Below are 13546 nucleotides of genomic sequence, written 5' to 3' on the forward strand. Positions count from 1 at the left end.
TAGCACCTCTAGATAAGCTGGCTTTAACGCGCCAGTCCTACTCCACGGCTCATGCGGTAGGTGAACTCGCTGACCGAGGGATTGGGTAAGTGGGGATGCACCGTACCGGTGGTGCGCTGCCAGTCCTGCTCGGAGGGCAGACTGGCTCTCAAACAACCCGCGCCGTCCTGGCGAACCAGCATCCACATCTTGCCGTGCTCGCCGCAGAAAAACTCCTCAATCCAGGCGGTGCTATCGACGTAGTCACCCCGACTCATCAGCGCCGCTGCCTGTTTGCGGTGCATGCCGGTGCTCTGGACCATATCTGTCAACTGCGTGTAGAACAGGCGGTGCTTCTCGCTACCCAGCCGCCATAGACGAGAGTCGCAGTGAGGACAGTCGAAGCGCTGAACCTTTCCTCGCTTGCTGCGCTTACCAGACATAGAATCACCTCTGGCCATACCCTAGGAATGCAATTCAATGAACACCAAAGCAGTGGCTATCAGAAAGGGGGTTTAACGCAAACTACGATAGGTAAAAGAAATATGACCGATTAGCTTAGAGATAGAGACAAAAATCAGTGAAATGATGCATCTGCACCGACCCTGATTGTAAACGCACTGAACCTGATTGTAAACGTAGCTGCTCGTACTTTCTTGAGGACTCCCATATATTGATGAAGGACGACAGCCCCTCCTGCCTGTCATCTCTCTTTCGGTAGAGAAATCGCCCGTTGCTCTGCTTTTGGCTGACGGCAGAGGCGTTCGAGCCGCCGCGAGCTGTCCCAAAATAAATATCTCCGAAGACAGATCAGCGCCTGGGGTTCGTCAGATTAGTCTAGGGCGCATGTACCTACTGCTCAGTAGCTTGTCTGACATAATTAGCGGTTGTGTAGGTTCCCTGTCTACCTTTTTGCTCTTGTGTTCCTTGATGCCGAATCGCGAATGAAGATGAGCTAGAGAACCTTCTTTGAGGATGAGACGATCGAGCTTGAGTGCCCAGATTCTAAAACCAGCAGATACCTATGTGCGAAAGTAGTGCTGAGGACTGATCCCAGTTCTTCAGTTTGCTAGCTGCCGTAAATCGCGGCGATGTAGCACTGGATTCGTACTTGTAAAGAATGGCTGCTTTGTGCAAAAATGTTATCTGTGATACTGAATGTGGCTGGTTCACTCGTTAGCTTATTTACACAACGTCATGTTTTTTAGGCGCAGGGGCCAGGGAAGCGAGCCACTCTGCAACTGACATTCTTCCAACGCAGTTGAGCCCTGGGGGGCCTTGGTTCTCTGCAAATAGGCGATGAAGCTGAGATCGATCGAGAAGACACCTTTGAGTGCACTCGACCGGTTTCTGGGAGGAGCTTTTGTGCGATAACGCTCAGGTTCCTGCTCTGGCTGACGCCTGCTCGCCTCCAGGTAGCAGGTCCAGCCCGTATTTTTTTTCGAGGTCCGCTATGGCATCTTCAAAACCACTGTCCATTCTTCGACGCACGCTCCGCCTGGGTATGGCCGGTAGCCTTTTGTGTACCGCGCTAGCCGTACCAGGTATTGCTTCCACCCTTAGCGCTTATGACCGGGTAGCAGTCAACGTCGTTAATGGCGATGAATTCAGCTCCGATGCTGCGGGCTACCTCGTCGGCACCGATGGCAACATCTTTGTGCCGCAGTTGGGCCGCGTTCCGGCTGCCGGGCGCGAAGAGGCAGATTTGCAGGAGGAGCTGACAAAGCGTCTGAGCGCTTACCTGCGGGTGCCGGATGTTACAGTCCGCCTGGTATCGGTAAGTCCGGTCAATGTCGATGTAAGTGGCGCTGTTTACCGACCCGGATTGGTAACACTCAGTACAGGTACAGGAAGTGGAAATCTTGGTGCAAGCGCCGGTGGTGCCTCTCGTACGGTCTACAATGCCATTCAGGCTGCTGGTGGTGTCAGGCCGGACGCTGATCTTGCTGGTATCGAACTTGAGCGCGATGGCAAACGTACCCGTCTTGCAGTTGGGCAGGACATGCCGGTTATCAACAGCGACAAGATTATCGTCACTAGTCTTGGTCCTGGGCACTACACCACGAACAATACCCCCAGCCAACTGGCCCCGACCACAATCACTGTTTACGTATCTGGCCAGGATGTTCCCAGCACCAACGGCCCGCTTCAGCTCAAGCCGGGAACGACGGTCTCCGGTGCTCTGAGCGCCGCTGGAGGGGCAGGTGGAAACTTCTTGAAGGGAGATCGCGTAGTGTCGCTCATCCGCACCGATCCGGTTACTGAAAAACGTATGAGTCAGGAAATTCCAATCGGTCAGGTCATAGATGGTAGCAACGACCCTAAACTGGTCCAATACGATCGAGTCGTTGTTCAGGCGGGTCCATCTGCGAATGCTTCCGGCTTCCTGCAGTTTTTGCAACCGATCCTCAATCCTCTCGTATGGTTGTTCCGCTAGCACCTGCTTATTTGCCTATCTAGAACGAGGCTTTTGCGTATGAGTACCCTTGCTATAGCGCGCAGACATCTACGTCCCCTGCTGATCCTAAACGGCGCGATTTTGACGACGGCGATCGGTATCGCGCTGTTTTTTCCAAAAAGCTGGACGGCCACAACCCAGCTGATCCTCCCGGATACAAGCAGCAACCTCAGTGCCAGCCTTGGTCCTCTGGGCAATCTTCAGCAGCAGGGTCTGACATTCTCAACCGAACTGAGCCCGACGACAATCCAGTCCAATATCTTACTAAGCGATAGTGTGCTGCGTCGGGTTTGGCTAAAAGATCCCGAAAAGCAAGAGAAGTTTCCGCGCTTAGAAGACTATACCAAGCTCTTCAAAAGCAAAATCGAAGACCAATCGACGATTGTTCAGGTGCAGGTGAAAGGCTCAAGCCCTGAGATAGCCAAAAATAGAGCAAATGCGCTCCTGCAGTCCTACCAGCGGCGTCTCAACGAGCTACGTCTCGACGATGCCAGACGCCGAGATCAATTCAGCCATGAAGAGTTGGAGCGGGCAAAGCGGACGCTGCAACAGACGCAAAGTGAACTCGCTAGCTATCAGCAGACCACGGGGCTTGTCAATGTCGATGAGCAAACGCGGGGACTCGTCGAGACACTCAATACTTTGCGCTCCTCTGCAACCCTGGCCCAGGCTCAAGCAAAAGCCGCAGAAGATCGATCCAGAAGCCTTGAGCAGGCGGTCGGCATGGACTTGCGACGTGCCACCTCGGCCTTGAGAGTGGGTGAGGACAAGGAGTACCAATCTTTGCGCCAGAAGCTCACCGACATCGAGACTCAACTCGCGCAGGCGCGCGGCATCTACACAGAAAAGAACCAGCGTATTCAATCTCTGCTGCTCCAGCGCGAAGAATTGCTGTCCAAAATCAAGCTTCAGCTAAGCAAGCTCGTACCGGATAGCGAAAAAGTTGACACGACCCTGGGAGGCAATACTTATCGCGACTCCCGCATCGATTTGATCTTGCAGCTCATTCAGGCGCGCTCGGAGGGTCTTGCTCAGAACAGTCAGGCAAATCAGATCACTGAAAAAATTGATAGTATCGACAGTCAGTTGCGGACAATGGCACCTCAGCAGAGCAAATTGCTCGAACTGAATCGACGCTATGGAATAGCGGAGGGCGTCTACAAGGCTATGCTCGCCCAAGTGCAGCAGGCAAAGATCAACGCCTTTGACACCTACCCAAATGTTCAGGTTCTCGATCCACCCGCTGTCGATCCCAAGCCCAGTCCAAGGCTCTTCTTGATTGTTCTGGGCGCACTTCTGGCGATGATTGCCGGTAGCGTTGCCCTGGCGCTTCTGCTCGAGCGGCGCAATCCATTGCTTGCGAAGCGCGATATCGAGGTCACTGGTCTACCGGTGCTGGCTCGTCTGCCGAAGTTCAAAGACAACGAACTTATCGCTACAGCTGAGGAGTTTTTGCAGCTCGCCTCAATTGTGAGCTTGATGCCTCTTGAAGGCCAGCGCCTGATGATTACCAGCTCTACCTTTGGCGAAGGAAAAACCACCGTAACCCTTGGTCTAGCACGAGCACTGCGTTCGCTTGGCTTTCGAGTTTTGGTCGTAGATGCAGATTTCCGTCAGGCGGGCCTCGGTCGCTTGCTTCAGGTGAACCAGGGCAACGAGCCAGTCGCACTGGCTCCCTCGCTCAACTTCCTGCCAGCAGGACAGCCTGACGGTGACGCGAGCATTGGCGAACATATCGTCAAGGGCAATTTCACCCGCCATCTCGACAGGCTCAAGCAAGAAAACGGCCACGACTATATTCTTATCGATACTGCTCCAGAGCAGTTGGTGGCTGAGACCAAGCTCATCGCCGCTGAAATTCGCAACGTCCTTTTTGTCGTACGGCCTGGTACGAGTGACCGTGATATGGTCAACAGCAGCCTTGAAACCCTGAAGCGCTGTGGTGCCAACATCAACATTGTGATTAACTCCAGCGAGTCACCCAAGGATGCCTACGCCTATCGCTATGGTCGGTCGTCTCAATCAGTTTGACCCGGGTCTAATGACCCTTTAAGCAAGGTAAGCCAATGGAACAATCACTGGATATCAGCAGGGGGAGAGTTGGTACATTCCTATCAACCTGGCGAAGTCTGAGCTTTGCCGAGAAGACAGTCAGTGTGCTCATCGTCCTTCTGCCCGTCTGGTGGTTCATAGGCTTAGACTACATCTATCTGCCTCTACTTCTCGGAGTTGCTGGTTGCGAACTCTGGCGATACGGACGCATTCGTCTGGGTCCTCCACGCCCTGAGATCTTGGCGTTTCTAGCCTTTGCCGCATATGTCGTGATCAACGCCAATGTTCAGGGAGACAAAATCACTGGTCACAGCATTCTGTCCCCACTTTTGCAGTGGGGCGGTGGAGCGTTGTTGCTCTGGTATATTCAGAGCAATGGTATCCGTGTTCGCCTCAAGGTCGTCCTCTGGGCGATGGCTATTTTGATCTCCGAGATGCTGCTTGTCTGGGCATTTGGTCAATTTGTGTTGGGTGAAGAAACGGTACCTATCGTACGTTCACTTACTGGCTATCTACTTGACAAAGGCGAGCGTTATGTTGAAGGAGCAGGCTCGAGCAATTACCTTCGTCTGCTTGATTCAGCAAATGGCAGCAACTTTTTAGGTAGGGGACGGTTCACGGCGTTTATTGGACATCCGGAATTTGCCGGGCAGGCTCTAGCTTGCGTGTGCCTGCTGGCTTTAAGTGGCGGTGGATCCTGGCTATTGCTGCTGGGCTCCTCAAGCTTGTTTTTGCTGCTGCTTACAGGGACTCGCTCGGCACTTGTCGGACTAGTTGTCGTAGTTGCAATCCGCTACTTCTTTAGTGTTAGCAAGTTAGGTGGTTTAGCAACGCTATGGGGTCTAGTAGCGATCATCAGCTTTTCTGTATTATCAATCCCACCGATTACTGAAACTATTGTTGACTCCTTCAGTGGAACTGTTCAATCGACCGGAAATTTCAGACGCAGATCTACAGAGGTGCGCCAACTTATCTACCAGAGAACAATTGAGCGGCTAGGTGAATCCCCACTGTTTGGTCATGGCGTTCCAGGGCGAACAGTCCTGCCTGGATACGCTCCAGCCCAAATCGGTAGCCATAGCTTTATTCTTGGCTCCCTGTTTTACTGCAGCGGAATCGTGGGAACCATCTTGTTCGTTGCCTTCTGGACTTTGTTTACAGGATGGCTGTGGCAGACGCGTTTTGACCGCCCAGATTGTGCGGTACTGTCCATTTTGATGTTTACAGGTATGTCAACGGTCGTTGCCTTTGAAATTTCCCGCATGTCCATAATCCTGCTGTTTGTCATGATAAGCGCTGCCAGAGACATGTCTACGCAAGACAGGATATAGAGGGGGATACTGTGATAGGAACAATAATGCAAGATACAGAGCAAACTTTGCAGCCGCTCGTTAGTGTCATTCTTTGCAATTATAACTATGGCAAATATATCGGCCAAGCGATCGAGAGTGTTTTAGGGCAAACCTATCAAAATTTTGAGCTGATTGTGATCGATGATGCCTCCACTGATAATTCTGCAGAGGTAATTACTTCCTATCGAGACAAACTGCAATTTATCGGTCTCGAACGTAATTCTGGGCAAGGTGCAGTCTTTAACATCGGCTTGCGGCAGAGCAAAGGGGAAATCATCTGTTTTCTTGATTCGGACGATTATTTCCATATCCAAAAATTACAAAAAACTGTACACGCTTTTCGCGTTCACCCTGAATGGGTTCAAGTTTCCCATGCCTGGACGTCCGTTGATTCAGAAAATAGGATTACTGGTAGTGGAACAAAGAGTTTTGTACAGGGTGATGTCCGCAGAATGCTTTTGAAGTGGGGACGTTATCCCTGTGCCATTACTTCTGGCTTATCATATCGCCGTTTCGCCCTTGAAAAAATTAGTCCTATTCCTGATCGAAGTGTTATAGTTGCTGGCCAACCGTACAATAATGGCGCAGACTGCTACATGGTGGCTACCGTGCCGTTTTATGGCCAAGTTGGTTATATCAATGAGGCTCTAATGTTTTACCGCGTGCATGGTAAGAATAGACGAGCATATACAGACGACTATAGCTATCCTGTTCAAGGCTGCCGTGCAATAGGTGAAATTATTAACGCGGAAGCCGAGAAGCACGGTTTTGGTGAGCGTTTTGACCTTGAGAACGACGGAGACTATCTCTCACTACAAGCGTTACAGCTCAATCAACCGTATCCTCTTTGGAAGATGATTGTCTTAACCTTACAAGAGGCGATTGACTGCAACGTTCAACCAAGGGATGCTTTGGAGAGATTGTTGCGACGGGGAATTTGTGCGGCTTCACCTCGAAATGGAAAAGATGTTATACGTCTTGGACTGCGTCGGTATTTGCGCTCCAGACTTGCAGCCAGACAGTATGATGCGATTGATGGTACTCCTTCCTCACACTCTTGAATACCGATAATTTGTGAGCACAGTTGTGTGATTGCTCTTCGTAGATGGTTGATCTCTGTAGCCCAACTATTACCCCTTCACGATCATCTTGCCCTCGGCAGCCTCTGGTTGATTGGTGCTTTTGCCTTAACCAAGGGCTCCCAACTGATCACCCAGATTCTCTTGTCGCGGCTGCTGGTGCCCAGCGATTTCGGACTGTGGGCGATGGTTCTTGTCTTTTCCAGCTTCTCAATGCTGTTTCGCGACAATGCGATTGCAGCAGTGCTGGTGCAAAGGGGACTCAAAGACAAGTCCTTGGTAGATGCGGTCTATAGCCTCGGGATCAATGTTTCCATAGGGCTGTTTCTGCTGCAGGCGCTTGCCGGTTATCCACTGTCATTGTTCTTCCACGAGCCACATCTGTGGCTGCTAACGGCTTTACATGGAACGATCTTCCTGCTCGGCGCTGGTGCTGGCAGCCACGACTCTGTGTTGTTGCAACAGATGCGTTTTAAGGAGATTGGTATTTGCGATACGCTTGCTGGAGTTGCGCGACTGTTAGGAGCGGGGCTCTGTGGTCTCTGTGGTGGCGGGGTATGGGCATTTTTAGCTGGTGAGATTGCTGCTAACGCTACCGATGCAATCTCTCGACGGGCCTTCAGTGGTTATCATTTCCACTATTCTCCAAAAATTAACCACGAAGCGATTCGGGAGGTGCGCAGTTTTATCGCTGGTATCTTGAGCATCAACCTTGCCGTGCAGTTGAATACCAACGGCGACAATGCTGTTATCGGACGCGTGTTAGGCTCGCAGGCACTCGGCTATTACAACGTCGCTTATCAGTTGGCGATGGTACCCGTCTTCGTGGTCGGAAAAGTTAATCGCGTTCATTTCTCGGCGCTGTCGGCAATGTTGCCTGCTGAGAGACAACCTTATCTAACTGGTGCCCTAGAAAAATACTCTCTGATTGCGGCTCCAGTTTGTGCTCTTGGCTTCGTGCTGGCTCCCTGGCTCATCCCATTTCTTTACGGTCCAGATTGGGTACATGCTGTGATTCTCTTTCAGCTGGTTCTGGGTTTTGCCTATGTGCGGGGGCTCATGTCGATTCTTGGAACCGCCCTCAATGCCTTTGGAAAACCAGGTATCAACGCTCTGATCAACTGGGCACTGGTGCCGTTGACCATTCCGGCATTCATTCTTGGAGCCTGGCTGGGAGGGACGACGGGTGTCGCTGTCGCTGTCGCTCTGGTGCTGGGAATCGTTGCAGCGATCTGGTTCTGGTACGCTGTTGGCCGTGTTTCTCAATGGTCACTCTGGCTGCTGGCTAAGCCTGTGCTTTTTCCGACAGCCGCTGCCGCTACTGCTTTGTTTTTAACCGAGTGCTTGTCCCTGCAGATAGTTGCTGCTGCCACACTATTTAGCGTGCTTTATCTGCTGTTTGTCGCCGTTTTACTTTCGCGTTTCTCCTCGTTGAATCCTGCAAAATTCTTGTTGTCCAGTCAACGTCACTAGTTCCTATTCTTTGACTAAAGGTTAGAACCTATGGACACCACTACACCAAAAGTTGAAGCTCGTAGCCTTCAGCTTCAAATAGTCAGTAAACGTCTGGTGGACCTTGTCGGTTCACTATTTGGATTGATACTGCTTGCTCCTGCATTTGTCGTGATTGCAATACTGATCCGTACGGATTCACCGGGGCCAATCTTCTTCCGCCAGAAGCGCATGGGCTTGAATGGACAGCACTTTCAGGTTTTAAAGTTCAGGACGATGGTGGTGGATGCCGAAAACCAACTCGTTCGTCTCGAAGCGCTGAATGAGTCGGAGGGGGGCATTCTCTTTAAGATGAAAAATGACCCACGCGTCACCCGCATTGGCGAATTCCTGCGTCGGACCAGCATCGATGAGTTGCCTCAACTGATCAATGTTCTTCTTGGCGAGATGAGCCTGGTTGGCCCTCGACCGCTACAGGAGCGAGATTGTGAGCGCGCTCGCGGGCTTGTCGAGCAACGCAAGCTGGCCTGCCGCCAGTCCGTACTTCCTGGGATGACCGGTCTGTGGCAAATCCGGGGCCGCAGTGAGTTGAATTTTGACCAGATGCTTCAGCTGGACCTGGAGTATGTAGACCGCTGGTCATTGTGGCTTGATCTCTATATTCTCCTGCGCACGGTTCTTGTCGTGCTTGCCAGTGAGGGGGCTTATTAAGCTTACGCGGTCATTTAGCTTCAGCTAAAGAGAGGCACAATGCAGGTAATTGCTCGGAAGGCGACACGCAAGTCGCCCGTACTGACAATTTTTTATCAGTTCAATCCCTGGGGCAACAGCATCGGCGGTATCCAGACTGTCATTCGGACCTTTGTAAAGTATGCGCCACCAACGTTTGATATCCGATTGGTAGGTGTAGGCGAGCAAGGTTCTACACCTGTGCACACCTGGCAAGAACGTGAACTAGAAGGGCGGCAGATTCACTTCCTCTCCCTATTCAACCTCGACGAAAGAAACGTTAATTTCCGCAGCCGTAGTCGCATTCCTCACAGTGTTCGCTACACTGCCGCCCTATTGGGACGTGATTACAGTTCCGATTTTCTACATTTCCATCGAATCGAGCCAGCAGCTCTGACCCGGCACTGGCCAGGAGTAAAGACGCTCTTCATTCACAATGATATCCGCCAACAGATGCAAACCAACCACCGCAACGCCATGTTGTGGCAGCAGTGGCCAGGTGCATACTATCTGTTTGAACGTGCTTTAGTTGGCCAGTTCAACCACATCTATGCCTGCAACAACGCAGCTGTTCATCTATATCAACAACTCTATCCCCGCCTAGCAGCCCGCGTACAGTACTACAGAAATACTGTTGACAAAACTGTCTTCTATTGTCCTAGCTTACAGGAGCGTGAGCAGCAAAGGCGGCTACTTAGCACCCGCCTCAACCTTGCAGAGCAAACCCGCTTTGTACTGTTTGCCGGGCGGCTGCATCCTCAAAAAGACCCCCTGTTGCTTGTACAGGCTTTCGCCATCTTGCCGCCCGAGTTAAAGGTGCATTTGCTGATCGCCGGTGAGGGTGAACTTCAGCAAGAATTGCAAGAAGAGATCGTCAAACTCAACCTACAGGGGCAGGTCACCCTTTTAGGTAAAGTCAATCAGCCGGAACTCGCAGCGCTCTATCGTCTGGCGAGTGTCTTCGTCCTCACCAGCGCCTACGAAGGTTTACCACTTGCGGTACTCGAAGCCCTTGCTTCCGGCACACCCGTTGTGAGCACACGCACGGGTGAGACACCAAACTTCTTGAGCCCAGCCAGTGGTGAACTGACTACCGAGAGAACTGCAGAGGCGGTTGCTGCGGCTTTGATGCGTGTTATCTCTTCTCCGGAAGCGTACCCTTCCAGCGCTTGTACGGAAGTTGCCCGTCCTTACGAAGCTGAGAGCGTGGTGCAATCAGTTTTCGCTGACATGTGGGCGTGCTGGGAAGGGAGCCTGATTGGGCAGGCTCGTTGATTCTGAAACGTTGTCAACTCTTTTAGGGGAAACCTGAATTATGAGGATTGCTGTTATTGGTGTTAAGGGACTTCCAGCAACCCAGGGAGGAATCGAGAAATTCTGCGAAGAGATCTATCCGCGCATGGTCCGTCTGGGGCATTCAGTAGATCTATTCGGTCGCATTTCTTATACAGACTCTCCCTGGGGGCATCACTACTTTGAAGGTGTGAGGGTCTTTTCGCAGGCCAGCATCCCATTCAAGGGTCTGGATGCCCTCTTTAGCTCTACCCTTGGAGCGCTTTCAGCTAGCTTGAGCCAGTATGACATCGTGCATTTCCATGCTCTGGGACCGGCTCTGCTGTCGTGGCTGCCGAGTTTTCGCTCTAGGCGCGTCGTCGTCTCTGTACAGGGTCTCGATTGGCAACGGGCAAAATGGGGAGCTTTTTCCAGCAGAATGTTGAAGCTCGGAGAACTTGCGGCTGTGAACTACAGCGATGGGCTGGTCGTCTGCTCCGAGGATCTGCGCTCGTATTACAAGCAACAGTACGGACGTGAAACTATATATATTCCTAATGGACCAGGCAGTTTTCCTCCGTCCGACTCCAAGGGCCATTTCGTTCACTCACACGGCCTTGAGCCAGGACGTTACGTTATTTTCCTGGGTCGGCTGGTTCCGGAGAAGTGCCCTGATCTTCTCATTCGCGCCTTTCGTTCTCTGGCCCCCGCCGGTTGGAAGCTCGCCATCGTTGGCGGCAGCAGCGATACCGATCGCTACAGCCAGGAGTTGACCCAGCTTGCCGCTGCGGATCCGGCTGTGGTCTTCACAGGCCGTCTACAGGGGGTCGAGCTAGGCGAAGTGCTGCGCAACGCAGGTCTATTCGTGTTGCCCTCCAAGGTTGAGGGGCAACCTCTGGCGATGCTCGAAGCGATGCAGGAAAATGTGCCGGTGCTGGCCAGCGACATCCCGCCCCATCAGGAATTACTGGCCAGGGAGCGTGGCTTGCTGTTTCGGACAGGCGATCTTGAAAACTTGATTGAGCGCCTCGGTTGGGCAATCGACAATCAAGAGATGCTGGCGCGCATGGCCGTGCGGGCCAGCGCTTACGTCCAGGAGCACCACAGTTGGGATAAGATCACCGCCGATTTGCTCAAGGTTTACTGGACGCTGCTCAATGCCTGGTCCAAACCGGTGCCCTGGACCCATTCTCCTGCCGAGGGTCCGCGGACTGCAGCGGCCAGTTTAGAAAGTTCCCAAAGAGTGGCCGCGCTCGACCTTCGCAAGACCACTGTTGTTGGTGAGAGAGGAGTGGCAGAGTGAGGCGATTGCTCGTTGGCTTGCTTCTGGGCCTGGGAATTTTCGGTAGTGTTTGCTCGGCCCAGGTTGCAACCGACCCTTTTCCTCCAGATGTCTCCTCTGCCCATCGTCGCGGTTATGTCCAGGACATGTCTCCCCCATCTGGTTGGAGTGCAATTACCTGGTGGGGTATTGCTTTGCAAGATACTAGACAAAATGCGACTAGCACCGTCGAAATTGACTACGTGCGGCTATACTGCACCGTCGATGGCAGACGCACGCAGCTCAGCGAGACAAAGAGTGCATTGGGTGGAGGGCTGTACCTCCGCTCTCCCTGGTTTGGCAACAACGATTATCACGAGCCGATGCCAATGCTCCCGCAAACGGCAAGCAATCAGGGCTCTATATCCTTCCATCCCAGCGATCGTCCCGATCGCATCTGGCATTTCTGGTCCCCTGGCAAACGCCTACAACTGCCCGCAGGTCAAGTCAGCAACTGCGGCCTAGAGGCTCGACTACGGCTAAGTGGGCCGGCGCTTGCTCAATTTGGAGTCGATTTTTGGCGCGATCCCCAGGCGCGGTGGGCAGGCCATGAGGTCAACAACCATGAAGCAGGCCGCAGTCAGTGGCTCTTTGCGACCTCGCCCCCAAGCTGGCAAACTCTTACTTTTCCTCAGAATTTTTGAGGCAGCTCAATCTATATGCTTTCTTCTCAACTGCTGGCTGCTGAGGGCCGAACGCGTCCTTACCGGGTAGTGCTTATCCATCCAAGTGCGGGTGTGAACTGGAGCGGCGGCTCTGAGACCTTCAGTATTGAGATGGCCAGGCGGTTATCTGAGTACTTCGAGGTCGAGCTTCTAAGCGGTGGCCCCTGTGGTGCCTGGAGCACCCGCAGTGGCGGTGTTCCGCGCACACGTGCCTGGAGCGCTTTTCGCCATCCCTTGCTCGTTCCGCTCTGGCAACGCTTTACCGATATTCCTGAAATCTGGTGGGAACACCTTACCAATTATTTTCCCTGTTTATTGCATCTGCTCAAACAACCAGCGGACCTGATTTTTCCGAACGATGGCGTAGGCGGTCTGGCGGTGGCGTGGACAGTTCGGGCTCTCGTGGGCACTCCCATGCTTTACACCGAACACTGCGGCCTTCTCCATGATGGTCGCATTCTCGCCCGCAACCTCGCCTTTCAGCCGGATCAGCTCGTGGTGTTCTACGACGAGATGGCACGTTTTGCCCGCAGCAGGCGGCCCGAGCAGGCTGTCAGCGTCATTCATAACGGGGTGGACACAAGACGTTTTTCGCCGGAAGGAGAGCGGGTTGAACTGGACCTGTCTGGCCCAGTCGTACTGTGCGTGGCCTCTCTACGGCGCGATGGCCATAAACGTCTGCATCTGGCTATCGAAGCGATGGCAAAAGTACCTGAGGCCAGCCTGCTCATCTGCGGCGACGGCCCTGATCGGACGTATTACGAACAACTTGCGAGCGAGAAGATAGGAGCCGGGCGCTATCGCATCTGTACTTTCCCCTTCGAGCAGATGCCCGCAGTCTATAGAGCCTGTCATGCCTTTACTCTCCCTTCGATCGACGAACCTTGTGCGCTCTCTCAACTGGAGGCACTGGCCAGTGGTCTTGGGATCGTCGCAACCGACGATTCATCGCGACGACAAATCGTCGGTGAAGGCGGCCTTCTCTGCGATGTAACCGATAGCGATGCCTACGCCGAATGCTTGAGACGGATACTGAGCAGTGAATGGAAGGACAAAGCCGTTCGAAGCGCAGAACGCTTTAGCTGGGATCGACTCGCGCTCGTATACCGGGATGTTATCGTCCAGACAATTAGCCGAAAAAATTCCCGCTTCAAGAAGCGGGAGACCGATTGAGGTTTTTGGTGAGT

At 52.9% G+C, this 13546-nt stretch carries 10 protein-coding genes; 9 read left to right on the top strand and 1 reads right to left on the bottom strand.

Features of this window, described 5'->3' with window-relative positions:
* Positions 1–23: 23 nt before the first annotated feature.
* Positions 24–422, bottom strand: a complete 399-nt coding sequence (locus GKIL_RS01280) for a hypothetical protein (RefSeq protein WP_023171524.1) — start codon at positions 420–422, stop codon at positions 24–26.
* A gap of 1010 nt (positions 423–1432) precedes the next feature.
* Here GKIL_RS01280 and GKIL_RS23180 point away from each other — a divergent pair.
* From GKIL_RS23180 to GKIL_RS01325, 9 genes are all read left to right on the top strand, one after another.
* On the top strand, positions 1433–2416 hold the full coding sequence (locus GKIL_RS23180; RefSeq protein ID WP_023171525.1) for a polysaccharide biosynthesis/export family protein: 984 nt from the start codon (positions 1433–1435) through the stop codon (positions 2414–2416).
* 39 nt (positions 2417–2455) lie between these two features.
* A complete protein-coding gene (locus GKIL_RS01290) occupies positions 2456–4468 on the top strand; it encodes a GumC family protein (protein ID WP_023171526.1) in 2013 nt (670 codons plus the stop codon).
* Between the two features lie 35 nt (positions 4469–4503).
* Entirely contained in the window at positions 4504–5820 is a 1317-nt protein-coding gene (locus GKIL_RS01295) for an O-antigen ligase family protein (RefSeq protein ID WP_023171528.1), read from the top strand.
* 26 nt (positions 5821–5846) lie between these two features.
* On the top strand, positions 5847–6902 hold the full coding sequence (locus GKIL_RS23185) for a glycosyltransferase family 2 protein (protein WP_023171529.1): 1056 nt from the start codon (positions 5847–5849) through the stop codon (positions 6900–6902).
* Positions 6903–6929: 27 nt separating this feature from the next.
* The gene (locus tag GKIL_RS01305) at positions 6930–8393 is read left to right on the top strand and encodes an oligosaccharide flippase family protein (protein ID WP_023171530.1); all 1464 of its coding nucleotides are present in this window, start codon (positions 6930–6932) and stop codon (positions 8391–8393) included.
* A 30-nt stretch (positions 8394–8423) separates the two neighbouring features.
* Positions 8424–9083, top strand: a complete 660-nt coding sequence (locus GKIL_RS01310; RefSeq protein ID WP_023171531.1) for a sugar transferase — start codon at positions 8424–8426, stop codon at positions 9081–9083.
* A gap of 39 nt (positions 9084–9122) precedes the next feature.
* Entirely contained in the window at positions 9123–10376 is a 1254-nt protein-coding gene (locus GKIL_RS01315; protein ID WP_023171532.1) for a glycosyltransferase, read from the top strand.
* 40 nt (positions 10377–10416) lie between these two features.
* On the top strand, positions 10417–11676 hold the full coding sequence (locus GKIL_RS01320; RefSeq protein WP_023171533.1) for a glycosyltransferase family 4 protein: 1260 nt from the start codon (positions 10417–10419) through the stop codon (positions 11674–11676).
* Between the two features lie 755 nt (positions 11677–12431).
* Positions 12432–13532, top strand: coding sequence for a glycosyltransferase (locus tag GKIL_RS01325; RefSeq protein WP_245595891.1), 1101 nt, complete (start codon positions 12432–12434; stop codon positions 13530–13532).
* Positions 13533–13546 lie beyond the last annotated feature (14 nt).

The organism is Gloeobacter kilaueensis JS1 (assembly GCF_000484535.1).
In the GTDB taxonomy this organism is placed as follows: domain Bacteria; phylum Cyanobacteriota; class Cyanobacteriia; order Gloeobacterales; family Gloeobacteraceae; genus Gloeobacter; species Gloeobacter kilaueensis.

What these genes read in the sequence shown, in the direction of transcription:
- GKIL_RS23180 (WP_023171525.1), top strand. Translation starts at nt 1,433, where the DNA reads ATGGCATCTTCAAAACCACTGTCCATTCTTCGACGCACGCTCCGCCTG.
- GKIL_RS23185 (WP_023171529.1), top strand. Translation starts at nt 5,847, where the DNA reads ATGCAAGATACAGAGCAAACTTTGCAGCCGCTCGTTAGTGTCATTCTT.
- GKIL_RS01295 (WP_023171528.1), top strand. Translation starts at nt 4,504, where the DNA reads ATGGAACAATCACTGGATATCAGCAGGGGGAGAGTTGGTACATTCCTA.
- GKIL_RS01320 (WP_023171533.1), top strand. Translation starts at nt 10,417, where the DNA reads ATGAGGATTGCTGTTATTGGTGTTAAGGGACTTCCAGCAACCCAGGGA.
- GKIL_RS01280 (WP_023171524.1), bottom strand. Translation starts at nt 422, where the DNA reads ATGTCTGGTAAGCGCAGCAAGCGAGGAAAGGTTCAGCGCTTCGACTGT.
- GKIL_RS01290 (WP_023171526.1), top strand. Translation starts at nt 2,456, where the DNA reads ATGAGTACCCTTGCTATAGCGCGCAGACATCTACGTCCCCTGCTGATC.
- GKIL_RS01310 (WP_023171531.1), top strand. Translation starts at nt 8,424, where the DNA reads ATGGACACCACTACACCAAAAGTTGAAGCTCGTAGCCTTCAGCTTCAA.
- GKIL_RS01315 (WP_023171532.1), top strand. Translation starts at nt 9,123, where the DNA reads ATGCAGGTAATTGCTCGGAAGGCGACACGCAAGTCGCCCGTACTGACA.